General features: G+C 38.6%; 17 protein-coding genes. 8 read left to right on the top strand and 9 right to left on the bottom strand.

Annotated features, from left to right (window positions below; genetic code table 11):
• Positions 1-250 precede the first annotated feature (250 nt).
• Genes menD through menE form a run of 5 tightly spaced genes read left to right on the top strand, consistent with a single transcriptional unit; the run spans position 251 to position 5,946 of the window.
• Positions 251-1,945, top strand: coding sequence for a 2-succinyl-5-enolpyruvyl-6-hydroxy-3-cyclohexene-1-carboxylic-acid synthase (gene menD / locus GTH25_RS11460; RefSeq protein ID WP_075670658.1), 1,695 nt, complete (start codon positions 251-253; stop codon positions 1,943-1,945).
• Complete coding sequence (gene menH, locus GTH25_RS11455; RefSeq protein WP_075670660.1) at positions 1,920-2,687, top strand: 2-succinyl-6-hydroxy-2,4-cyclohexadiene-1-carboxylate synthase; 768 nt, start codon at positions 1,920-1,922, stop codon at positions 2,685-2,687. Before menD ends, menH begins: the two co-directional genes overlap by 26 nt.
• A 12-nt stretch (positions 2,688-2,699) precedes the next feature.
• Complete coding sequence (gene menB, locus GTH25_RS11450; protein WP_075670662.1) at positions 2,700-3,557, top strand: 1,4-dihydroxy-2-naphthoyl-CoA synthase; 858 nt, start codon at positions 2,700-2,702, stop codon at positions 3,555-3,557.
• A complete protein-coding gene (gene menC, locus GTH25_RS11445) occupies positions 3,557-4,528 on the top strand; it encodes an o-succinylbenzoate synthase (RefSeq protein ID WP_075670664.1) in 972 nt (323 codons plus the stop codon). The genes menB and menC overlap by 1 nt, the downstream gene beginning before the upstream one ends.
• The gene (gene menE / locus GTH25_RS11440) at positions 4,516-5,946 is read left to right on the top strand and encodes an o-succinylbenzoate--CoA ligase (RefSeq protein WP_164530576.1); all 1,431 of its coding nucleotides are present in this window, start codon (positions 4,516-4,518) and stop codon (positions 5,944-5,946) included. Before menC ends, menE begins: the two co-directional genes overlap by 13 nt.
• 70 nt (positions 5,947-6,016) lie before the next feature.
• Here menE and GTH25_RS11435 read toward each other — a convergent pair whose 3' ends face one another.
• Entirely contained in the window at positions 6,017-7,471 is a 1,455-nt protein-coding gene (locus tag GTH25_RS11435; RefSeq protein ID WP_099659414.1) for a catalase, read from the bottom strand.
• Between the two features lie 284 nt (positions 7,472-7,755).
• Here GTH25_RS11435 and GTH25_RS11430 point away from each other — a divergent pair, with 284 nt between their 5' ends.
• Entirely contained in the window at positions 7,756-8,298 is a 543-nt protein-coding gene (locus tag GTH25_RS11430) for a YfaZ family outer membrane protein (RefSeq protein ID WP_164530575.1), read from the top strand.
• Between the two features lie 92 nt (positions 8,299-8,390).
• Here the strand turns inward: GTH25_RS11430 and tyrP are convergent, their stop codons facing one another.
• From tyrP to ubiG, 6 genes are all read right to left on the bottom strand, one after another.
• A complete protein-coding gene (gene tyrP / locus GTH25_RS11425) occupies positions 8,391-9,602 on the bottom strand; it encodes a tyrosine transporter TyrP (protein WP_075670672.1) in 1,212 nt (403 codons plus the stop codon).
• 181 nt (positions 9,603-9,783) lie between these two features.
• Positions 9,784-10,017, bottom strand: a complete 234-nt coding sequence (locus GTH25_RS11420; protein WP_036935606.1) for a YgdI/YgdR family lipoprotein — start codon at positions 10,015-10,017, stop codon at positions 9,784-9,786.
• 90 nt (positions 10,018-10,107) lie between these two features.
• Positions 10,108-10,386, bottom strand: coding sequence for a class I ribonucleotide reductase maintenance protein YfaE (gene yfaE, locus GTH25_RS11415; protein ID WP_075670674.1), 279 nt, complete (start codon positions 10,384-10,386; stop codon positions 10,108-10,110).
• Between the two features lie 25 nt (positions 10,387-10,411).
• Positions 10,412-11,542, bottom strand: coding sequence for a class Ia ribonucleoside-diphosphate reductase subunit beta (gene nrdB, locus GTH25_RS11410; RefSeq protein WP_075670676.1), 1,131 nt, complete (start codon positions 11,540-11,542; stop codon positions 10,412-10,414).
• A gap of 11 nt (positions 11,543-11,553) precedes the next feature.
• Complete coding sequence (gene nrdA / locus GTH25_RS11405) at positions 11,554-13,845, bottom strand: class 1a ribonucleoside-diphosphate reductase subunit alpha (protein ID WP_075670678.1); 2,292 nt, start codon at positions 13,843-13,845, stop codon at positions 11,554-11,556.
• Between the two features lie 348 nt (positions 13,846-14,193).
• Positions 14,194-14,931: a bifunctional 2-polyprenyl-6-hydroxyphenol methylase/3-demethylubiquinol 3-O-methyltransferase UbiG gene (gene ubiG, locus GTH25_RS11400; protein ID WP_075670682.1), complete on the bottom strand. Its 738-nt coding sequence runs from the start codon at positions 14,929-14,931 to the stop codon at positions 14,194-14,196.
• 172 nt (positions 14,932-15,103) lie between these two features.
• On the opposite strand from ubiG, the gene gyrA reads away from it, so the two are divergent.
• Entirely contained in the window at positions 15,104-17,731 is a 2,628-nt protein-coding gene (gene gyrA, locus GTH25_RS11395; RefSeq protein ID WP_075670684.1) for a DNA topoisomerase (ATP-hydrolyzing) subunit A, read from the top strand.
• A gap of 192 nt (positions 17,732-17,923) precedes the next feature.
• On the top strand, positions 17,924-20,758 hold the full coding sequence (gene rcsC, locus GTH25_RS11390; protein ID WP_075670686.1) for a two-component system sensor histidine kinase RcsC: 2,835 nt from the start codon (positions 17,924-17,926) through the stop codon (positions 20,756-20,758).
• A 396-nt stretch (positions 20,759-21,154) separates the two neighbouring features.
• On the opposite strand, the gene rcsB is transcribed toward rcsC, so the two are convergent.
• Together rcsB and rcsD are read right to left on the bottom strand one after the other, a co-directional pair.
• Positions 21,155-21,811, bottom strand: a complete 657-nt coding sequence (rcsB, locus tag GTH25_RS11385; RefSeq protein WP_006533269.1) for a response regulator transcription factor RcsB — start codon at positions 21,809-21,811, stop codon at positions 21,155-21,157.
• Positions 21,812-21,813: 2 nt separating this feature from the next.
• Positions 21,814-24,522: a phosphotransferase RcsD gene (gene rcsD / locus GTH25_RS11380; RefSeq protein ID WP_075670688.1), complete on the bottom strand. Its 2,709-nt coding sequence runs from the start codon at positions 24,520-24,522 to the stop codon at positions 21,814-21,816.
• Between the last annotated feature and the right edge of the window lie 148 nt (positions 24,523-24,670).

The following is a 24,670-nucleotide window of genomic DNA, read 5'->3' as shown; positions in this document are numbered from 1 at the left end:
TAACCACTGCTAATTGTTAACTAATTGATGCTATCCTTTAGAACACTAACGCTATTTATTCCTATTCTTAACGATAAAAAAGAGCTCATTGAAAATAGAGTGGATGATTAGCCTAAATAATGCACTCTTTGAGTGTTTTCTTTAACGATTTATTTAACGAAAACTTCTGTTCATTGAACTAGGCTAAGGAAAAGTATTTAGGAACAGATATTATAATAGGAATTGCAGGTTTTCGTTGTTGGGATGATCAATGTCTAATAGTTCGTTTAATCGCCAATGGGCTAAAGTTATACTCGAAACTTTGACTCGTCATGGCTTACGCCATATCTGTATTGCCCCCGGATCTCGTTCGACCCCTTTAACACTTGCGGCGGCAGCCAATCAAAAATTAGTTTGCCATACGCATTTTGATGAGCGTGGCCTTGGTCATTTAGCTTTGGGACTCGCAAAAGCAACTAAAGAGCCTGTCGCTGTGATCGTGACATCGGGAACAGCTGTTGCCAATTTATATCCTGCGTTGATTGAAGCTGGATTAACGGGTGAGCGTGTTGTCTTTTTAACCGCGGATAGACCCCCTGAATTAATTGATTGTGGTGCAAACCAAGCTATTCGCCAGCAAGGTATTTTTGCAACGCATCCTTCACAAACACTCTCATTACCAAGACCAACAGCAGATATTTCTGCAAGCTGGTTAGTTTCAACCCTTGATAATGCCATGAATACATTGGTTCATGGTGCATTACACGTCAATTGCCCTTTTGCAGAACCTTTATATGGTGATGATGTTGAAACATCGACTCCATGGACTGAAGCTTTAGGGGATTGGTGGCAAAGTGATAAACCGTGGCTACAAGAAACACTTTTTACCTCTGTCACTATGCATCCTCAGTGGAATACATTGCGTCAGAAAAAAGGTGTGGTTATTGCAGGACGTATTCGCCCAGAAGAGGGGGTTGAAGTCGCAAAATGGGCTTCACAATTAGGTTGGCCTTTATTGGGTGATGTATTATCACAAACTGGGCAACCGTTACCTTGTGCCGATTTATGGTTGAATAATCCACAGATAAAATCAGAATTAAATAAAGCTGAAATCGTTATTCAATTTGGTTCAAGTTTAACAGGCAAACGCTTATTACAATGGCAAGTAGGATGTTCGCCAAAAACGTATTGGATTATTGATCCTATTCCGGGACGCTTAGATCCTGGTCATCATCAAGGTGAGAAATTTACATTACCACCGATGCAGTGGTTAACGGCACATCCTGCGGTTGATAATTCACCGTGGACAGATGCATTAACTAATATAGCCAAACAAACCTATCAAAAAGTCAGTGAAATAACTGATTATTTTGGTGAAGCACAGGTTGCGCACCAATTAGATAAATTACTTCCTAATGATGGGCAGTTATTTGTTGGCAATAGTCTGATAGTGCGATTAATCGATGCATTTGCTCAGCTACCTCAAGGTTATCCTGTGATGAGCAATCGAGGTGCGAGTGGTATTGATGGCTTAATTTCAACATCTGCGGGTGTTCATCGAGCAACAGAAAAGCCAACATTAACAATATTGGGTGATTTATCTGCACTGTATGATTTAAATAGTCTAGCGTTGCATCAACAAGTTTATGCGCCTAATGTTATTATCGTAGTGAATAATAACGGTGGGCAAATATTTTCAATGCTACCCACGCCAGAGGCAGAACGAGAGCGCTTTTACTGTATGCCTCACTCATTAAATTTCAAACATGCAGCCGCAATGTTTGGCTTGCAATATGTATCACCAACAAGTTGGGATGCATTGTTAACGACTGTTCAGGCGTGCTGGACAGGGGCGCCAACAACGACATTAATTGAATTAATTGTTGATGATACTGATGGTGCAAAAACATTAAATCAGCTGGTAAAACAGGTAACATCTCATGACTTTAGCATGTCAGCGATATAATACCCATAATGAAGGGCCTTGGTTAGTTTGGTTACATGGGCTATTAGGTGAAGGTTGTGAATGGGAGCCTGTGATCCAGGCTTGCCATGAATATCCATCACTTGTGATTGATTTGCCTCGTCATGGTGGTTCTGCATCTATCAGCGCGAAAGATTTTGTTGAAGTTAGTGCATTGCTAACAGACACACTTAAAGAGCAAGGTATTGACCATTATTGGTTAATTGGCTACTCGTTAGGTGGCAGAATTTCTATGTATCATGCGTGTTTTGGTGATACTACAGGATTAATGGGATTGATTGTAGAAGGCGGAAATCCAGGGTTATATGAGGCAACGGAAAGACAAAGTCGCCTTGCACATGATAAACGCTGGGCTGAACGTTTTCGTAATGAACCTCTCAGCGACGTATTAACACAGTGGTATCAGCAACCGGTATTTGCCGATTTAAGCGATGATAAACGCCAGTTACTCGTTGAAAAACGTTGCCGTAATGCGGGTTCTTGTATTGCTGAAAGTTTAGAAACACTTTCTTTAGGCAATCAGCCTTGGCTTGTTACTGAATTACAGCAACTCACTTTGCCATTTATTTGGCTTTGTGGCGAAAAAGATAATAAATTTCAATCTATTGCGCAGCAATATTCGCTGCCATTAACGACTATCCCGCATGCTGGTCATAATGCCCATCAGGCACAGCCTGTTGCTTATGCTGCGGTGATAAATCATGTTTTATCCCTCTTTGGTTAAAGGAACCTAATTATGCTTTACCCGAGCGAAGAAAAATTATATGCACCGATTGAATGGCAGGATTGCTCTGAAGGTTTTGAAGATATCCTCTATCATAAATCAGTCGATGGCATTGCAAAAATTACGATTAACCGCCCGCAAGTGCGTAATGCTTTCCGTCCTTTGACTGTGAAAGAGATGATCCAAGCATTAGCTGATGCACGTTATGATGACACAATTGGTACTATCATTTTAACGGGTGCTGGTGAAAAAGCATTCTGTGCAGGTGGCGACCAAAAAATTCGTGGCGACTACGGCGGATATCGCGATGATAGCGGCACTCATCACCTGAACGTGCTAGATTTCCAACGCCAAATCCGTACTTGTCCGAAACCTGTTGTCGCAATGGTTGCAGGCTATTCTATCGGTGGTGGTCATGTGCTACATATGATGTGTGACTTAACTATCGCGGCTGAAAACGCTATTTTTGGTCAAACTGGCCCTAAAGTGGGTTCTTTTGATGGTGGCTGGGGTGCTTCTTATATGGCTCGCATTGTTGGTCAAAAGAAAGCACGCGAAATTTGGTTCTTATGCCGTCAATATGATGCAAAAGAAGCATTAGAAATGGGCTTGGTTAACACCGTTGTTCCTTACGCAGATCTTGAAAAAGAAACTGTACGCTGGTGTCGTGAAATGCTGGAAAATAGCCCAATGGCATTACGTTGCCTGAAAGCAGCATTAAATGCAGATTGTGATGGTCAAGCTGGTCTTCAAGAATTAGCGGGTAATGCAACTATGCTGTTCTATATGACTGATGAAGGTCAAGAAGGTCGCAACGCCTTTAACGAAAAACGTCAACCTGATTTCACTCGATTTAAACGTAACCCATAATGCGAAACGCCAAACTCTATTCATTCAGCCTACCTGTAGATGCAGGCGTTGTTCTGCGCTATCAAAGGCTAAAAACGCGTGATGGTTTTCTTGTCTGTTTAGAGCAAAATGGCAAACAAGGATGGGGTGAAATTTCACCTCTTCCTGAGTTTAGCCGTGAAACTTTAGAACAAGCACAAGAAGCTACACAATCTTGGTTAACAGCTTGGTGTGCGGGTGAAAACCCTGTTCATAGTGAACTGCCAAGTGTGGCTTTTGGTATTAGCTGTGCATTAGCAGAGCTTGAAGGCACATTGCCACAAGACGCGAATTATCGAGCTGCGCCTTTATGTAATGGCGATCCTGATGATTTGATTTTAAGCCTTAATGATATGGAAGGTGAAAAAGTCGCTAAAATCAAGGTTGGCTTATATGAAGCAGTGCGTGATGGGATCGTTGTTAACCTGTTATTAGAAGCTATCCCAGACTTAAAACTAAGACTTGATGCCAATCGAAGCTGGACACCAGCAAAAGCAGAAGGCTTTGCAAAGTATGTTAATCCGCAATGGCGTGACCGTATTGCGTTTTTAGAAGAGCCTTGCAAAACACCTGAAGAGTCACTGGCTTTTGCTCAAGCAACTGGTATTAACATCGCTTGGGATGAAACGGTGCGTGATGATGGTTTTGAAGTAAAACTACAACCTGGTGTGACAACGATTGTTATTAAACCTACGTTAGTGGGAAGTCTTGAACGTTGTCAAATGCTTGTTAAACAAGCACATGCGTTGGGGTTAGATGCTATTATCAGTTCAAGCATTGAAAGTAGTTTCGGACTCACTCAATTAGCAAGAATTGCACAATGGTTAACACCTAATAGCATTCCGGGACTCGATACTGTTGATTTGATTAAACAACAACTTATTCGTCCTTGGCCAAATGTGGACATTCCGCTTATCTCTCTTGAACAGCTAGAGACAGTATGGCAACAGTAGTTCCATTTAAACAATGGCCGTGGCATCACTGGGCACAATTAACCCCAAATGAAACGGCCATCATTTCAGGCAGTCTACCTATTACATGGCAGCAACTAAGTTGCCATATAAATCAGTTAGCTAATAATTTTGCTAAACAAGGTGTTGATACACAAAGCACTGTGCTGTTGCGTGGAAAAAATCACATCAATCTTGTTTTCGCATTGCTCGCTGTTTTTCAATGTGGTGCAAAGGTTTTACCTTTAAATCCACAGCTTCCAAAATCTTTACTTGATGAATTATTGCCTCACTTAGGTATTGATTTTTATGCTGATTTGAGTGAAATATCGCTAGATTTAAATGCAACATTGCTTGATCTTAGTGGTATTGAACTAGATAACACGTCACGTCAATATAAAGCTCAAACAGTAAATGATGTTTTATGGGAGCCATCTCGTATGGCAACACTTATTTTGACATCTGGCTCGTCAGGTTTACCTAAAGCTGCGGTACACACTTTTGATGCACATCTTTGCAGTGCAATGGGTGTTTTATCATTAATTCCTTTGGAAAAAGGGGATAGTTGGTTACTTTCTTTGCCTCTATTTCATGTTTCAGGACAAGGTATACTTTGGCGCTGGTTATTACGCGGAGCAACGCTGGTGGTGCGTGAAATGCATCCTTTTGTAGATGCTTTGCAAGGTTGTACCCATGCCTCTTTAGTTCCCACACAGCTATGGCGCTTCTTACAAAATAGAGTGCAACAAGATAATCAACAACCTATTACCCTAAAATCTGTTTTATTAGGGGGAGCAATGATCCCGATTGAGCTAACACAAGAAGCTGAACATTGGGGTATTCAATGCTGGTGCGGTTACGGCATGACAGAAATGGCATCGACTGTTTGTGCCAAGCGTGCAGATGATAAAGCGGGAGTAGGGCTTCCACTAAAAGGTAAAAGTGTTAGGTTAGTGAATGATGAGCTCCAGATAATGTCTGACAGCGTCGCATTAGGTTATTGGTTTGATGGTCAATTAAAACCACTATCGCTTACGGCTGATGGTTGGTATTCAACGCGAGATAAAGGTTGTTTTAGTGCAGAAGAATGGTGTGTTTTAGGCCGTTTGGACAATCTTTTTTTCAGTGCTGGCGAAGGGATCCAACCAGAAGATATTGAAAAAATTCTTAATACACACCCAAGTGTTAGCCAATCTTTTGTTGTCCCTATCGATGATGCTGAATTTGGACAACGTCCAGTTGCAGTTGTTGATGCTGATATTGAAATCATCAATCAATTACCACAGTGGTATCACTCCCGATTAGCCGGATTTCAAAGACCAGTTGCTTGTTTACAGCTTCCTGAAAGCCTTAAAAATGGGGGGATAAAAATTTCCCGTAAACAAGTACAACAATGGGTGAAAGGGCAATTGTTGAAGTGATATTAAAGAAAGGCGCCCGAAGGCGCCTTATTATTTTGCCGAGTTGCTCACAGGGCTTCTTATTATACGGTTATTTAGCGTCTTTTTTTGCTAATGCTTTCATTGCTTTTTCAACACCAGCACCATATTCAGGATGAACTTTCTTAAATAGGGCAATCTGACGTTTTTGTGTATCTTTACTTGCCTGTATTAATTCACCTGCAATACGAGCAAACATACGTTGATGCTCTTCATCACTCAGTAATTCATACAGTGCGCGAGGTTGGCTGAAATAATCTTCATCTTCACGATGGTTCCAGTGATCTGCAGCACCTTCAATTGATAATGGTGGCTCTTTAAAATTAGGCTGTTCTTGGAACATACCACCATTATTTGGTTCATAAGTAATACCGCTACCACTATTACCATCAACACGCATTGCACCATCACGATGATAATTATGGAATGGGCATTGTGGCGCATTCACAGGGATTTGATGATGATTAACACCTAAACGATAACGGTGAGCATCACCATAAGAGAATAGGCGACCTTGTAACATCTTATCTGGGGAGAAACCAATACCCGGAACAATGTTGGCAGGGCTAAATGCTGCTTGCTCTACATCAGAAAAATAGTTTTCAGGGTTACGGTTTAACTCGAAATAGCCCACATCAATTAATGGATAATCAGCATGAGGCCAAACTTTAGTTAAATCGAAAGGATTATAAGGGACTTTTGATGCTTCTTTTTCTGGCATCACTTGAATTTGTAAATTCCAACGAGGGAAATCACCGCGTTCAATCGCATCAAATAAATCACGCTGTGAGCTTTCTCTATCTTTACCAACCAGCATCTCAGCTTCATCATCCATCAAGTTTTTAATACCTTGTTGGCAACGGAAGTGAAATTTAACCCAGAAACGCTCATTATCTTTATTAATAAAGCTATAAGTATGGCTACCAAAACCGTGAATAAAACGATAGCTTTGTGGTAAACCACGATCGCTCATATCAATAGTTAATTGGTGTAACGCTTCTGGTAAATGAGAGAAGAAATCCCATTTGTATGCCATATTGCGTAGGTTGGTTTTAGGATCACGTTTTACAACGTGGTTTAAGTCTGGGAATTTCAGGGCATCGCGAAGGTAGAAAACAGGGGTGTTATTACCCACCATATCCCAATTACCTTCTTCAGTATAAAATTTTAACGCAAAGCCACGAATATCGCGTTCGGCGTCTGCGGCACCTCTTTCACCTGCAACGGTTGAAAAGCGAGCAAACATTTCTGTTTTTTTACCCACTTTAGAGAAAATTTTAGCGCGAGTATATTTCGTAATATCATGAGTGACTTTAAATGTACCAAAAGCACCCGAGCCTTTTGCGTGCATACGTCTTTCTGGAATAACTTCACGATCAAAGTGAGCTAGTTTTTCTAAAAACCAGACATCTTGAAGTAACATCGGACCACGAGGGCCTGCAGTCATTGAGTTATTATTGTCTACAACAGGTGCGCCTGACGCCGTTGTTAGCTTTTTCTTTTCCATCACATATCTCCAGTTTATGAAATAGTAAACGTTCTAAAAAAATAGCATGTGTGAATAAAACGAAGCGAACAGCCTTATATTTATTATGGTTAATATTGACTGTAATTCCACTTTAGCAATATTGAACTCATTAATAAAACCAATTAGACCAATAATATTGATAGACGTAACTTATTTACATAGATTGAAAATTCTACAGATTATCTTTCAATTTTGAGTCAAGTTGTTTAATAAATTTGTTGTATAATTATATGTTAGGACAATTATTTGCTGGAGTAATAACAATGAAAAAATATTTATTGGTCGGTGCGATAAGTGCGCTGTTTGTGGCTGGAAATGCCAATGCAGTATCAATGAATATTCAAGCAGGAAAACATTATACTGATGTTCGTGCTGGTTTAGGTGATCCTAATGCGGGTCTTTCTTTTAATGGTAACTGGGCTCGTAGTGATCATGATGGTCAAGTAGGAAGCTTAGGTGCAAAATTTGCGTTACCTTTAGGGCCTTTTTCAGCAAGTGTTGGTGGTAAAGCACTCTATTTAGCACCCAAAAATGGTGATGACGGTGCTGCTTTAGCAGGTGGTGTAGGCCTTAACTGGAATGTCTTGCCTTCTTTAAATCTTTATGGTGAGGCTTATGCATCTCCTGAAGGATTAACCTCTGGTAGCAAATCTTATTATGAAGCTGATGTGGGTGCACAGTTAACGGTATTTAAACCACTGCATGTTAATGCAGGTTATCGAGTGATTGAAATCGAAAACTCACATAATAGAAGTAATAATAAATTAGCTGATGGTTTCTATGTAGGTGCGGGTTTAAGTTTCTAATCTAGGCGCTATATCTGAATCAAAAAAAGCAGGTGTTTAAAATCAGCACCTGCTTTTTTGTTGTCTATAAGAAAGCTATATAAGAAAGGGAGTTAGCCAACTTGAGGTAATAAACCAAAAGTGATGGCGACTTGAATACCAATAACCACTAGGCCACAAGTAAATACAATACCTAATGCACCTTTCCCACCTTTAACTTTGTATTTATCAGTACCATTTTGTTCTTGTCTGACTTTCCATACTAATAAAGCCGGCAGAAGTAACGCTAAAATTGATAGTGCGATAGCAGCATAAGCTAATGCTTGCACAAAGTTAGGGAAATAAAGCGCACAAACCAAAGGTGGAACAAAGGTTAATAGGCTTGATTGCATGCGCCCCGTAGCGCGATTGCTGCGCTTAAAGAGGTCTGCAAGATAATCAAATAGTCCTAATGCAACACCAAGGAATGAAGTAGCCAACGCCAACGCAGCAAATAGGTTCACTGCAATATTCACGCGAGGTGTAGCAACAACATCACGAATAGCTGTCAGTAAGCCATTTAATCCAGATTGCTGCGCCATAATTCCCATAAAAGTATTTGTTGGGATGGCGCCTAATGTGGCAATTTGCCATAAGATATAAGCAACAAGCGGGATAGCACTCCCAACAACAAAGATAATACGTAACTTTTTAATGTCGCCGTTCATGTAACTTACGATGCTCGGTACGCTACCGTGGAAACCGAATGAAGTAAAAATAACAGGAATAGCAGCAAGAATAAGCCCTTGAGCGACTGGCATTGACGTTAAATTGACGCTTTCAACATGGGGTAACATCACAACCAGCATAAAGATTAAGAAGAAAACTTTTGCTGTAAATAGTAGCCGATTAATCATATCAACTGATGTGGTACCAATTCCTACTACAGCCCCGCCAATCACTGTAAAGATAATAATACCTTGAGTGACAGAAAGCTCATGACCAATCCAAGATGAAAGAGTAGCCGAAAGTAATTCACCTGCACCACTAATATAAGCGGTCGTTAACGCATACATTAATAGCAACAGTGCAAGACCAGTGATAACTTGACCACCTACACCGAGATAGCGTTTTGCGATAGAGCCGAGACCTGTATGAGGATCGTTGTATTGATAAACTTCCACCAGCAGTAATGCGGTATAGCTCATCAATAACCATAAGCCAACAAGCAATAGCATCATTGTGCTAAAGCCAATACCCACGGCAGCCAGTGGCATTGCCAGCATACCTGCCCCAATTGTTGTTCCTGCAACAATAAAAACACTGCCTATAGTGCGATTCTTCACAAGATCCTCTGTTCACTAGACTATTTTATTTATTTAAAAAGCAGAGTATAAGAATGGTAAATTTCTGTCAAATTTTAATTACGTGTGGTGTAACGAATAATTTACAAAAAGGATTTTGTGAATAAAAAAACGCCAATCATAAATATGAATTGGCGCTTTAAGAGAAGGGTTTATAAGAGCGTTAGTCGTCAAGCTCTACCATTCGTCTTATTTGATCACGATTAATCTGTTTAATCTGTCCGGTTTCTGAATCTTTGTAGGTAATTAATCCAGTTGCTTCATCTTCTTGGGGTTTATCTGTCGTTAAAATTGTTTCCCCATTTACTGTTTCTATTTTTTGTGGGCTTGAACAGCCTGCAACAAGCAGAATTGATGTAGAAATAGCAATGACTGAGAAAATAGACTTTAATTTCATAATGCTTTTCCTTTTTTTATCGTGTTAACTTAACCTTAGTCAAAGTTGAACAAGAGTGTTAGAAAAAAGCTCAAATTAAGATAATTCAAATTATTCAGAGTAAATTTCTATTTCGATATCACTGATGGGATGACAGCTACAAGGTAAGATTTCATCAGGTTGGATAAATGCTAAAGGTTCATTGCGATAACAAACTTTGCCTTTCACTAGGCGCAGGCGACAAGAGCCGCAATAGCCTTCGCGACATTGGTATTCAACTTGGACCTTTCCATGCTCTAATGCATCAAGCAAAGAGGGATGGGTGTCAGTATGAAATTCTAAAGGTTTTGAAAGACCCTGCTGATGCAGGGTCACTTTATGAGATGCCATAACGTATCGGTGTTATTTCTCAGTATTACAGTTCAAAGTTACTTAAATCATCAGTATCAACTTGTGAATCGATTTGACCCACTAGGTAAGAACTGACTTCAACTTCTTGAGGTGCCACTTGAACGTTGTCAGACACTAACCATGCGTTGATCCATGGAATAGGGTTAGAGCGCGCTTTAAATGGTAATTTAAGACCCACTGCTTGCATGCGAATATTAGTAATATATTCAACATATTGGCAAAGGATATCTTTATTTAAACCAATCATCGAGCCTTCAGAGAATAGGTATTCAGCCCACTCTTTTTCTTGCTCTGCGGCTTCAACGAACAGGTCATAACACTCTTGCTCACATTCCGCTGCAATTTCTGCCATTTCAGGATCATCTTGACCTGAACGCAGTAAATTCAGCATGTGCTGTGTACCTGTTAAGTGTAGCGCTTCGTCACGAGCAATTAGTCGAATGATCTTCGCGTTACCTTCCATCAGTTCACGTTCAGCAAAGGCAAATGAACAGGCAAAGCTAACATAGAAGCGGATTGCTTCTAGTGCGTTTACACTCATTAAACACAGATAAAGCTGTTTCTTTAACTTACGTAACGTGACGTGAACCGTTTTACCTTTAACTTGATGGTCACCTTCACCATACATGTGATAAAGATTTGTCAGCTTGATTAACTCGTCATAGTAAGAAGAAATATCACGTGCACGTTTTAAAATTTCTTCATTTTCAACGATATCATCAAACACAACGGACGGATCGTTAACAATATTACGAATAATATGTGTATAAGAGCGCGAGTGAATGGTTTCGGAGAATGACCATGTTTCAACCCATGTCTCTAACTCTGGGATCGAGATCAAAGGTAAGAATGCCACGTTAGGGCTTCTGCCTTGAATCGAATCCAATAGCGTTTGATATTTTAAGTTGCTAATAAAAATATGTTTTTCATGATCAGGTAATGCATTGTAGTCAATACGATCACGAGAAACGTCCACTTCTTCTGGACGCCAGAAGAAGGAGAGCTGTTTTTCAATTAGCTTTTCAAAAATAGGATATTTTTGCTGATCATAACGCGCTACGTTAACAGGTTGCCCAAAAAACATGGGCTCCTGAAGTTGATCATTTTTAACTTGTGAAAAAGTAGTATAAGACATAGCTTCCTCAATTAAATTTTACACGCGCCGCCTTCACAATCTGTATCTTCAGTCTCAACGACTTCTTCCAGATCACCCTGTACATCATCTGCACCGTCACGGGTATTGTGATAATAAAGTGTTTTCACACCGTATTTGTAAGCGAGCAGCAAATCTTTCAGCAGTTGGTTCATTGGAACCTTACCGCTAGGGAAACGAGTAGGATCGTAGTTAGTGTTCGCTGAAATGGCTTGGTCAACGAATTTCTGCATGATGCCCACTAACTGCAAGTAACCTTCAATACTTGGCATTTGCCATAGTAATTCATAAGCGCCTTTCAAACGCTCATACTCAGGAACCACTTGACGTAAAATACCGTCTTTAGAGGCTTTAATACTGATATAACCACGCGGTGGTTCGATACCATTTGTTGCATTCGAAATCTGTGAAGATGTTTCTGATGGCATCAGTGCAGACAGTGTTGAGTTACGTAAACCGTGCTCTTTAATGTCTTTGCGTAAACTTTCCCAATCGTAATGTAGAGGTTCTTTTGTCAGTACATCTAATGATTTTTTGTAGGTATCAATAGGTAAAATACCGTCAGCGTAAGTGGTTTCATTAAACCATGGGCATGCGCCTTGTTCTTTCGCTAATTCATTAGATGCTTTTAATAAATAGTATTGAATTGCTTCAAACGCACGGTGGGTTAAGTTATTTGCACTACCATCAGAGTAGCGGACACCGTGTTTTGCTAAATAATAAGCAAAGTTAATAACACCAATACCTAAGGTACGACGACCCATTGCACCTTGTTTTGCCGCTAAGATTGGATAATCTTGGTAATCTAACAGCGCGTCTAAAGAACGAACGGCTAAACGAGCAAGTTCTTCTAACTCATCAAGATTTTCAATTGCGCCTAAGTTAAATGCAGATAATGTACACAGTGCGATTTCACCATTAGGATCTTTAATATCATTTAATGGTTTAGTTGGCAGTGCAATTTCTAAGCATAAATTTGATTGGCGAATTGGTGCAACAGCCGGATCAAATGGGCTATGTGTATTACAGTGGTCAACGTTCTGAATATAAATACGGCCAGTTGATGCACGCTCTTGCATCATTAATGAGAATAACTCAACCGCTTTAACTTGTTTTTGGCGGATGCTCTTATCTTTCTCATATTGCACATATAAACGTTCAAATTCATCTTGATCAGCAAAGAATGCATCGTATAGACCTGGGACGTCAGAAGGGCTAAATAAAGTAATATCTTGACCTTTGATTAAACGTTCATACATTAATTTATTTAATTGAACGCCGTAATCTAAATGACGAACACGGTTATCATCAACACCACGGTTATTTTTCAGTACCAGCAGGCTTTCAACTTCTAAATGCCATAATGGGTAGAACAAGGTTGCGGCACCACCACGAACACCACCTTGCGAACAAGATTTTACCGCAGTCTGGAAGTGTTTATAGAAAGGAATACAACCTGTGTGGAATGCTTCCCCATTACGGATAGCACTACCTAATGCACGAATACGACCGGCATTAATACCAATACCTGCACGTTGAGAAACATATTTCACAATGGCACTTGATGTCGCATTGATAGAATCAAGGCTGTCGTCACACTCAATTAATACACAAGAGCTAAATTGACGAGTTGGTGTTCTTACACCCGCCATGATTGGCGTTGGTAATGAGATTTTAAAGGTTGAAATCGCATTATAGAAACGTTCGATATAGTCCATACGTGTTGCTTGTGGATAACGAGAGAACAAGCAAGCCGCAACTAAAACATATAAAAACTGTGCGCTCTCGTAAATTTCACCTGTAATACGGTTTTGAACGAAGTATTTACCTTCTAATTGTTTAACCGCAGCGTAGGAGAAGTTCATATCACGTTGATGAACAATAAAGTTATTCATCTGTTCAAACTCTTCTTGTGTGTAATCTTCAAGAAGATGGCGATCATATTTGCCTAAATCGACTAATTTTTTAACGTGATCATACAGTGTTGGTGGCTCAAATTGGCCATACGCTTTTTTACGTAAATTAAATACGGCAAGACGGGCAGCGAGGTACTGATAATCAGGCGTTTCACCAGAGATTAAGTCTGCAGCAGCTTTTACCAGCGTTTCATGGATATCAGCAGTTTTGATACCATCATAAAACTGAATCTGAGAACGTAATTCAACTTGAGATACAGAGACATTTTCTAGACCTTCTGCGGCCCAGGTGATAACACGGTGAATTTTGTCTAAGTCAATGCGTTCTTTATGACCATCACGTTTTGTAACGAGCAGGCTGTGATTCATGAGCGATGCACCTTTCTTGCATTAGTGTTACCTGAAATTTTATACCGCAAAAAAACGCTCCCGATGACAATCTGTGTCAAGGAGTCTTGTGGTGTGAAATTTAAGGAAACACAATATATAGGGGTTGGTTCAAATGGTGATAACAAGATAAAGGTAATTGAGCGATTGATCAAGTGTACAAATCTGATTGTTTCTGTGGATAAATAGGGGATAAATTTTTTAACAACTGCCTGTACCCTGCATAAATACAGGCAGTAAGAAACACAAATTCAAGTGACAACGATGTAAAGTCAATTTTAAAAAATGTGATCGTTTGATGTTTTATTAAACCAAATCAAACTTTCAGTTTCACAAATTCGAGTTATGTGTCGATTGTGTGTGCACCATATAGTTCACATCGACATTTGGCGCTAATCGGAATTTGTCAGTGATTGGGTTATAATGTAAACCAATCATATTTTTGCTACGCAAATCGGTTTCATCAACCCAACTAAGTAATTCTGATGGGCGAATAAACTTATTAGCATCATGTGTGCCCTTAGGTACCATATTCAGAATATACTCCGCACCTACCACCAGCATCAGCCACGCTTTTTTATTACGATTGATGGTTGAGAAGAAAACATGTCCACCAGGTTTTACCAGTTTTGCACAGGCTCTTACAACAGATGAAGGGTCAGGAACGTGCTCTAACATCTCCATACAGGTAACGACGTCGTAAGTTTGTGGGTTTTCATTCGCGTGGTTTTCAACCGTATCTTGAATGTATGTGACCGGAATACCCGATTCTAGCGAGTGCAAACGTGCAACTTGTAATGGCTCTGTACCCATATCAAGACCAGTTACTTCAGCTCCAACACACGCCATACTTTCAGACAAAATACCGCCACCGCAACCAACATCTAGGACTTTTTTTCCGAATAGGCCGTCCGCGCGTTCTTGAATATAGTTGAGTCTTAGCGGGTTGATGCGGTGTAATGGCTTAAATTCACCTTCAAGATCCCACCAGCGTGATGCGACGCTTTCAAACTTGTCGATTTCATGCTGATCCACGTTAGCATGTAAAGAGGTTGTTTTATCATTCATCAGAAAGTATTACTCCTATTTTCGTATTGCCATGATTCTACCAACGTTAGACGGTGAAATCGAAGAGAATAGCGAAAGGATCATTAATTTAGTTGTTTCCTTTTTCCAAAAATTGGCGATTTGTGGTATAGTTCTAAACCTTTGAATCCGTAGTATGAGGGACAGTGGCTCCATGAGCGACATTGCCAGAGAAATCACACCAGTTAATATCGAAGAAGAGCTGAAAAGCTCATATTTGGATTATGCGATGTCTGTTATTGTAGGACGCGCATTACCCGATGTTCGAGACGGACTGAAGCCAGTACACCGCCGAGTGCTTTTCGCGATGAATGTACTAGGAAACGATTGGAATAAACCTTATAAAAAATCAGCCCGTGTTGTTGGGGATGTTATCGGTAAATATCACCCGCACGGTGACAGTGCTGTTTATGAAACGATTGTTCGTTTAGCACAGCCTTTTTCTATGCGTTACATGTTGGTTGACGGGCAGGGTAACTTCGGGTCAGTTGATGGTGACTCGGCGGCTGCGATGCGTTATACCGAAGTTCGTATGGCGAAAATCGCCCATGAACTGCTGGCGGATTTGGAAAAAGAAACGGTTGATTTTGTTCCTAACTATGATGGAACAGAACATATTCCGGCAGTAATGCCAACCCGTATTCCAAACTTGTTAGTCAATGGTTCTTCAGGGATTGCGGTGGGGATGGCAACAAACATTCCTCCACATAACCTAGGCGAAGTTATCGACGGCTGTCTTGCTTATGTTGATAACGAAGACATCACGATTGAAGAGTTGATGGAACATATTACGGGGCCTGATTTCCCGACTGCCGCTATTATTAATGGTCGCAGAGGAATTCTAGATGCTTACCGTACTGGTCGCGGAAAAATTTATATCCGTGCTCAGGCTGACATCGAAACTGATGAGAAAACAGGTCGCGAAACTATTATCGTGACAGAAATTCCTTATCAGGTGAATAAAGCTCGTTTAATTGAAAAAATTGCAGAGCTTGTTAAAGATAAGCGTATTGAAGGTATTAGCGGATTACGTGACGAGTCTGATAAAGACGGTATGCGTATTGTCGTTGAAATCAAACGTGATGCTGTGGGTGAAGTGGTATTAAATCACTTATTCTCACAAACGCAAATGCAGGTTTCTTTCGGTATTAATATGGTTGCACTTCACCAAGGACAGCCAAAATTATTGAATCTAAAAGAAATTATCTCTGCCTTTATTCGTCACCGTCGTGAAGTTGTTACTCGTCGTACTATTTACGAATTACGCAAAGCGCGTGACCGTGCTCATATCTTAGAAGCACTGGCTGTTGCATTGGCGAACATTGACCCAGTTATTGAAATGATCCGTCAAGCACCAAATCCAGCAGAAGCAAAAGCGGCATTAATTGCACAACCTTGGGATTTAGGTAGCGTTTCTACCATGTTAGAGCGTGCTGGCGATAGCAATGTTGCTCGTCCTGAATGGTTAGAGCCACAATATGGTGTGCACGACGGTAAATACTATCTAACAGAGCAACAAGCTCAAGCTATTTTGGATCTGCGTTTGCAGAAACTGACCGGTCTTGAACATGAAAAACTGTTAGATGAATATCGTGAGTTATTACTCCAAATTGCTGAGCTATTGCATATCTTAAGAAGCCCAGAACGTCTGATGGAAGTCATTCGTGAAGAGCTAAATGCGATTAAAGATCAGTATAACGATCCTCGCCGCACTGAGATCACTGAAAATACGGCTGATATTAATATTGAAGACTTGATCAATGAAGAAAATGTTGTTGTGACACTTTCTCACCAAGGCTACGTTAAATATCAACCACTTACCGATTACGAAGCACAGCGTCGTGGTGGTAAAGGTAAATCAGCAGCAAGAATTAAAGAAGAAGACTTTATTGATCGTCTATTGGTGGCTAACACCCATGACACGATTTTATGCTTCTCAAGCCGTGGTCGTCTCTACTGGATGAAAGTTTACCAGTTACCAGAAGCAAGTCGCGGTGCTCGTGGTCGTCCAATTATCAACTTATTACCTCTTGAGCAAAATGAACGTATTACCGCTATTTTGCCTGTAAGAGAGTATGAAGAAGGTAAGTTTGTCTTTATGGCAACGGCAAGTGGAACCGTGAAGAAAACGCCTCTACAAGATTTCAGCCGTCCTCGTAGTGCAGGTATCATTGCCGTTAACTTAAATGAAGGCGATGAGTTAATCGGTGTTGATTTAACCGATAGCACAAACGAAGTTATGTTGTTCTCTGCGGAAGGTAAAGTGGTTCGTTTTGCGGAAGATTGTGTTCGCCCAATGGGGCGTACTGCGACAGGTGTCCGTGGTATGAAACTGAGTGATGACGATAAAGTTGTTTCACTCATCATCCCTCGTGGTGAAGGTGATATCTTAACTGTAACTGAAAATGGTTATGGTAAACGTACCGCCCAAAGCGAATACCCAACGAAGAATCGTGCAACACAAGGCGTTATCTCTATTAAAGTGAGTGAGCGTAACGGTAAAGTTGTTGGTGCAATTCAAGTTGAAGAAACTGACCAGATTATGATGATCACCAATGCGGGTACATTAGTTCGTACACGAGTTTCTGAAGTCAGCATTGTTGGACGTAATACACAAGGTGTTACCTTAATTCGTACAACAGAAGATGAGTTGGTCGTTGGTTTGCAACGTGTTGAAGATGAAGATGATGCATTAGATGACGATGAAGTTAATGAAGTTATTAGCGAAGAGTCATCAGAAGCACCTGATTCAAATTTGGCAGATGATGCGGACGAAGAATAATATTTATCATTATTGTGATGTATAAATAAAAGAAAGCAGGCATAATTGCCTGCTTTTTTTATGTGGTAGGATCAGTTCATCATCAGAAAAAATTATCCTGATGATAAAGATCATATCATTCAGACATTCAGTAACTTCTGCTAGAATAGAATAAGTTTCTTGTGCGGTAGGAATATTGATTAGGGTGGTTGTTTGAGATATCTCTCGTCCTTTAAAACATCGTTAAAGATTTCCCGCTACCTTTTTCGCATATTAGGTATCATGTTGTGGGCGATGGGTGCATTGCTAACCATGTTTTACCTCATCAATATCTTCAATGATACAAAGTCTGATATTCGGCAAGAGTATAGTAATAACTACACTAATCTCCTTGGTTTCTTTAGACAAACTTCCGGCACTATCCGTGATCTACAATACCTCGCAGAACGTCACCAAGAACAAATTAACTTAAATCCAAACATGAAAAACTCATTATTTTATGAAGGGCCATTCTCACTTCATAAACTTAATGACACCGCAGATTGTGAATTATTTAAAGGACAAACAAACAACTATTTCCGCTCTTTTAACAGTATTTTATATTATTGGAAAGATAACACTCCGGCATTACAAGGGATAAATCAAGTCTTTATGGTTGGCTCTCATAGCATGTGTATGATTAACTTCCCATTGCGCGCATCCCCTGTTGATACTGAAATGTTGAAAAAAATGGTTTACGAAAATACACGTAACTATGTTAATCAACGTGCACAAGGTAAAGAAACTAACCAATATTGGATAGTGCCAGATGCAAAAGGGGATAGTGGCATTTTATATGTTATGTCGCCAGTTTATGCCTCAGGTAAATTCATTGGTCTGATTGGTATTGAAAGGGCTATTCGTCTTGAATATTTTTCTCCTGCCAAAGATAGAGTGATTTCAATTCATCTTCTTAATAGCAGAAATACTACGGTTTTAAGCTATCCAGCAGAAAACAACTATCATACCGTTAAACAGGCTCCTGATGTTAGCGCCCCTTATTTTGGCTTTGATGAAGACTTTAGTGATTTAGTTGCTAAGCGTAAATTATTACCATCATCTTTTAGTGTGGTGTATTCATTACCACTCAAGCAAATTTTAAATGAATTTAAATTCACGATTTTTAATGCGCTGATTTTAAATATTATCTCAGCTATTATGATTTTTATTTTCGTCTGGATCTTTGAGAGAAAAATATTCTCTCCAGCCGAAAATAATGCCTCTCGTCTAGAAGAACACGAACAGTTTAACCATAAGATTGTGGCATCAGCGCCGGTCGGGATCAGTATTCTTAGAATACGTGATGGTATGATCATCTTAAGTAACGAGCTAGCACATAACTATTTTCGTTTGCTTAGTCATAGCGATAAACAAAATATCCTTTCTATTATTGCTGAGAAAAGTAGCAATATGGTCGATGTAGTGACCAATAATCGTAATCATTTGCAAATAAGCTTTGTTAACTCACGTTATCAAAATGAGGATGTGGCTATCTGTGTTTTAGTGGATATTAGTGCACGGGTTAAAATGGAGCGCTCACTACAAAATATGGCGACAGCTGCGGAGCAAGCTAACCAAGCTAAATCGATGTTTTTGGCAACAGTCAGTCACGAATTACGGACACCACTTTATGGAATTATTGGTAATCTAGAATTATTGCAGTCGCTTACACAAAATGATGATACTTCTCGATTACTAAAGACGATGGATAACTCCTCATCGCTATTGCTAAAAATTATCAGCGATATCCTCGATTTCTCGAAAATTGAATCTAAACAGTTAAAAATTGATATTAAGCCATTTAATTGTCGCCAAGTGCTCTCTTTTGTTATTTCTAACTATTTACCTTTGATTGCGAAAAAAGACTTGGCTATTTATTGTTTTATTGAACCTGATGTACCAAAAATTGTAAATAGCGATCCTGTTCGTGTACAACAAGTTATTTCTAATTTATTGAATAACAGTATTAAATTTACTACAACTGGATGTATTACCTTACATCTTTATAAAGATGATTATTATCTCTATTTTGATATTCACGATACAGGGAGAGGCATTAGCGATAAAGCATTGCATGAACTGTTCGAGCCATTCTTCCAAGTATCTCAAAATACAGAAAGTGCATCTGAGGGAACTGGATTAGGTTTGGCCATTTGTGAAAAACTGATCAACTTAATGGATGGGGATATCAGTGTTGTTTCCCAAGAAAATATTGGTAGCCGTTTTACGGTTCGTATACCTCTTTATGGTGCTCTAGAAGGAATTGAATCGTCTTCTAAACAGAATATTTATAAAGAAAGTAATGTTCGTTGTTTTATAGACATTAAAAATCTTTATTTGGAAGGCTTTATTGGTCGATACCTTCGTTACTTCGGTTTGAGCTGTGAATTACTAACTGAAGAAGTGGTGATATCTTCAAACGATTTTATTATTACGGACTACGACCTACCAAGAAAAGATAACTGCCAATTTATTAGGATCAATGAGCATTACTTTGAGCCATCGAAGAAAATAGCTGAAAACGTATGGGTATGCAGTACTTATAAACTAAATGAACTAACAAAAATAATACTGCAACTACCACAAAATAAAGTTGAAGCAAATTGTGTGGAGATGGTGGAGCAAGCTACAGATTGTAGCTTACAAACTTTAACTATCCTTATTGTCGATGATCATCCAATAAACCGCTTATTGTTGACCGATCAACTGAAAAAAATTGGTTTTAATACAGCAACAGCAGAAGATGGTTGTGATGCATTAACGTATTTAGCTAAGAATCATGTTGATATCGTTCTGACGGATGTCAATATGCCGAATATGAATGGCTATCAGTTGGCAACACATATACGAGAAATGGGCAGTGATATGCCTGTAATAGGGGTAACGGCGAATGCGATTGCCGAAGAGAAGCAACGCTGTATTGATGCCGGAATGAATGATTGTGTATCCAAACCTGTTTCACTTTCTATTTTAAGAGAAGTGTTGGTGAAGCATATTCCTAAAAAATAATTCTAGAGTGTGAATGATAAAATGAATAAATAAAGACTAATTTATTAGTCTTTATTTATTTTCAAGCCCAAACAAGGCGAAAAATGATGCATTTAAAAAGCCTTTTGATAGATAAGATAAAACAAAGCAGAGCCATAACAAGATAAATTGCTTAAAAAGTAGGGTAATAAAGCCTCTACAATGCTCTGTGAGCACTGAAATTAATAAGGGTATGAAGAATAGAAGGATAAATCATACAGCTTAGAAGCGCTTGTGAACAAGGAGAATATTACAAGGGAAAGAAAGAGGTAATCTCAAAAGGAGAGAGGGAGAAAGTAAAGGCTAAAAAGCAGAGAAGCTCCCCAAGGGGTTGAGCTTCCTGATTTTATCGGTGCGACTAAGGTAACTACAGTGAAATTAATCTGGGCCGTTAATTTCCTTATCAATAGTCACTGATGATAAGTAATTAAGTAATGCGATATCGTTATCGACACCCAATTTCATCATGGCTGATTTTTTCTGACTACTAATCGTTTTAATACTACGATTCAGTTTTTTCGCGATTTCAGTTACAAGGAAACCTTCAGCAAATAATCTCAGTACTTCACTCTCTTTTGGTGATAAGCGTTTATCGCCATAACCATTCGCATTGACTTTTTCAAGTAGCTTCGCAACACTTTCAGGCATAAATTTCTTGCCTTTTTGCAGTGCAGCCAATGCTTTTGGCAGATCTGTCGGAGCACCTTGCTTAAGTACAATACCTTCAATTTCAAGATCAAGGACTGCGCTCAAAATAGCTGGGTTGTTATTCATTGTTAGTACGATAATCGACAAATTAGGATAATGTCTTTTAATGTACTTAATGAGTGTAATACCATCACCATACTTATCGCCAGGCATAGACAAGTCAGTAATTAAAGCATCTACATTTAACTTAGGTAAGTTATTGATAAGTGAAGTTGAATCTTCAAATTCACCAACAACATTGACCCATTCAATTTGTTCTAAAGATTTACGAATACCGAATAAAACGATTGGGTGATCATCGGCAATAATAATATTAAGGTTATTCATGTTTAATTGTTACCTTGCTGCAGCAACTGTTGAATCCATTTATCCAGTTGAGTGATACGTTCTTTGATCTCTAATTCATTATGATTTTTTATGTCATGCTCTAAATATTCACAGCTTTCTCTGAGATATTCTAAATCTAACATGGCAAAAACCCCTTTTAGACGATGAGCTGTCTGGGCTAGAGAATGAAAGTCTTTATTTGTTGCTTCTAAGTGTAGTTTTTCAACATCAATAGGAACAGTACTGATAAATAGTTCCTTATAATCACTACCATTCAACTTCTTCCTATAATTATTAAGAATTACTTCGTATTTATCAAGGTTATTATTTTCATCCCAAATACTCTCTTTAGTTGTATCTAGGGGAAATGACTCATTTTCTTCAATTAAATAAGTAATAGCCTCTATTAAAGGATCACCGAAGTTATAGTTACACTTAATTAAATCTTTTGATATTTTTTCAAATCCAACAATAGAGCTCATTAATAATATTGTTGGAGATTCAGGATTATCATTCGGCGTATCCCTAAGTATGATATCGTATTCAGGATAAAGATTCTCTCTATTTTTATCAAAGTATGTAGCGCCATATTTATCAAGCTGTTGGCAGATGATTTTTTCTATTTCAGGGTTTTTTATGGCAAGTTTTGCGTTTATTCCCTCTAATAATACGTTAAAAGTTCGTTCTTCCGTATCTATATGCTGGTATGGGAGTACAATTCGGAAATGAGAACCAATACTTTCTTGACTCTTAATAGTTAATTCTCCCTGTATTTTATTACACAGCAAATGACATAAATAAAAAATGATGCCTGAGTTAGAATAATATTTGTCTCCCATTGCTTGACCTAAGAATGGGTATTTTATATTAGCAATGTCTTGAGGTGTAAGCCCGCTTCCACTGTCAATAATATCAATAAGTATTTCTTCTTTATCTTTATTTTGAACTAAATTCAGATTAACCGTTATCTTTCCATAATTAGTCGTACTAATGGCATAATTAATCAATGATAAAATAATCTTACTTAAAGCAGGGCCATCGTTAATTAAAAGTAAGCCTGGTCTTATGTTATTGTGGAAATAAAGTGTTAGGCCTTTTCTTATCATAAAAGGTGATGCTGTTATCAGAATAGATTCAACTAATGTTGAGAGTTCAAATTCATCCTTATGAACTTTCCATTCTTGATTTTCTAACTTATTAATTAATGTAATATTTTCTATCCACTCAGAAATGTAATTTGTTTTCTCTAATAATAAGCTAAGCAATTGTTGATGAGTATCTTCGGGCAATAACTCTTTGAATTGATAAACCATCTCATTTATATCTTTAATAGGGCGCATCAATTCTAATGACATATTAGATAAAATCTTGCGTCGTGCGATGGTGTTTTTCTCATATTCTTGCTGTGCAAGTTGTAATTTTTTATTGATTAATGCTTCGTTATCTTTATTCAGAAATATGAATAATGATGTATTGTCAATATTGTTGTTATTACTGGTTCTTATTTCATAAATTTCGTTGTTGATAGCCGTTTGGATTAAGCCATTATGCTCAACTGCCATTTGGCGGATCTTAGATAAATCGATATGAGGCAGTAATTTTTCCGCATGACTATTACTAATAATCTTATGGTTAGAGGAAAAATTATAGACTAATAATCCTATCGGGAGATTTGAAATGATATCGTTTGTCATCTCTTCTTTGATCCGTAGGTTACGAGTCATAGAGATATAAGGGAAAACGTACTTATTTCGAATATAGATATGGCCAAATATGGAAATAGAAATAAATACCAGAAGGCTGATTAATAACCAAATATTTTTGTAGGTGATCTCTTTTATAATCGATTTCAACGGGTATTCATAAGAGAGTGAATAGGGGATCCCTGCAATAGGTTGAGAAAAAATCAGTGAAGAGCCGTCTGTTGATACTTCAATGCTATTTTTGTCGTAAACAGATTGTTGACCTGTTGGAAGTAGTCTTAAGTAGTGTGGAGACAATTCTGAAGGCAAGAAATTATTGATAGGCAAATCAAACGCCACTACGCTGGTTAACTGACCTGGAACATTAAACATAATGCGATAAGTGTAGTAATAGATGTTTTCTGTAGACATTTTCCTAATAGGAGAAAGACTCTCTTTTTCATCTAATGCCGTTGATTGCATCAATAACTCAGACCGTTTGTTTTCAGCCGTTAATGTTAAATAGCTTTCTTTGTAACGGATCTCTGGCTTAAGCACAGAATGAGTCGTAATTAAGATAAGATCATTCCCTTTACCATTTAGATAATAAAGCGAACTGTAGTCATTACGCACTCCCCAAAGAATTTCGAGTGAGTTTGCAAATCGTTGTGCTAACTGAAAGGTTTGCTCATTGGGTTTGCCGAATATAATGGAATCTACGGTTTGATCTCTGCCTTCAAGCCAAAATACATCAGAACGTAATCTTATTGGATTAAGTCGTAATACAGGGAACGTCGAGGTATCGGTTATTTTATTTGATAGCTGAAAAAGCTGATTAGAGTGGTAACGGTAATCTTCAACTTGTCGAGCAAATTTGTGAGTCGTATTGTTGATAGCATTTTTTTTACTATCTAGCCAAGTGTCAAAATAACTGTAAGCGTATAGAAAAAGTGATATGACCATAAAAAGAAGAAACAGGGCATATAGACGAGTTAGTGTATTTGGCTTGAGTTGGTTCAATGTACGCATTCAGTTTGCGAGCCTTTAAGAGACAATGTAATTAAAAATAGAAAATTGAATAAACAATCACCATTATTCAGTCATTATATTAACAGGTTATCAATTTAAAAGGGATATTCGGATGAACTTTGAGCAAACAAACAAAAAAATCCAATTT

This window comes from Proteus terrae subsp. cibarius (genome assembly GCF_011045835.1).
Lineage (GTDB): Bacteria > Pseudomonadota > Gammaproteobacteria > Enterobacterales > Enterobacteriaceae > Proteus > Proteus cibarius.
Note: the sequence above shows the minus strand (reverse complement) of the source record. Positions and strands in the feature narration are given on the sequence as shown.

Excerpts from the sequence above, each read along its gene's own strand:
- GTH25_RS11430 (WP_164530575.1), top strand. The coding sequence starts at position 7,756 with ATGAAAAAATATTTATTGGTCGGTGCGATAAGTGCGCTGTTTGTGGCT.
- rcsD (WP_075670688.1), bottom strand. The coding sequence starts at position 24,522 with ATGCGTACATTGAACCAACTCAAGCCAAATACACTAACTCGTCTATAT.
- gyrA (WP_075670684.1), top strand. The coding sequence starts at position 15,104 with ATGAGCGACATTGCCAGAGAAATCACACCAGTTAATATCGAAGAAGAG.
- menB (WP_075670662.1), top strand. The coding sequence starts at position 2,700 with ATGCTTTACCCGAGCGAAGAAAAATTATATGCACCGATTGAATGGCAG.
- rcsB (WP_006533269.1), bottom strand. The coding sequence starts at position 21,811 with ATGAATAACCTTAATATTATTATTGCCGATGATCACCCAATCGTTTTA.
- ubiG (WP_075670682.1), bottom strand. The coding sequence starts at position 14,931 with ATGAATGATAAAACAACCTCTTTACATGCTAACGTGGATCAGCATGAA.
- menC (WP_075670664.1), top strand. The coding sequence starts at position 3,557 with ATGCGAAACGCCAAACTCTATTCATTCAGCCTACCTGTAGATGCAGGC.
- menD (WP_075670658.1), top strand. The coding sequence starts at position 251 with ATGTCTAATAGTTCGTTTAATCGCCAATGGGCTAAAGTTATACTCGAA.
- GTH25_RS11420 (WP_036935606.1), bottom strand. The coding sequence starts at position 10,017 with ATGAAATTAAAGTCTATTTTCTCAGTCATTGCTATTTCTACATCAATT.
- menH (WP_075670660.1), top strand. The coding sequence starts at position 1,920 with ATGACTTTAGCATGTCAGCGATATAATACCCATAATGAAGGGCCTTGG.
- nrdB (WP_075670676.1), bottom strand. The coding sequence starts at position 11,542 with ATGTCTTATACTACTTTTTCACAAGTTAAAAATGATCAACTTCAGGAG.
- GTH25_RS11435 (WP_099659414.1), bottom strand. The coding sequence starts at position 7,471 with ATGGAAAAGAAAAAGCTAACAACGGCGTCAGGCGCACCTGTTGTAGAC.
- menE (WP_164530576.1), top strand. The coding sequence starts at position 4,516 with ATGGCAACAGTAGTTCCATTTAAACAATGGCCGTGGCATCACTGGGCA.
- yfaE (WP_075670674.1), bottom strand. The coding sequence starts at position 10,386 with ATGGCATCTCATAAAGTGACCCTGCATCAGCAGGGTCTTTCAAAACCT.
- nrdA (WP_075670678.1), bottom strand. The coding sequence starts at position 13,845 with ATGAATCACAGCCTGCTCGTTACAAAACGTGATGGTCATAAAGAACGC.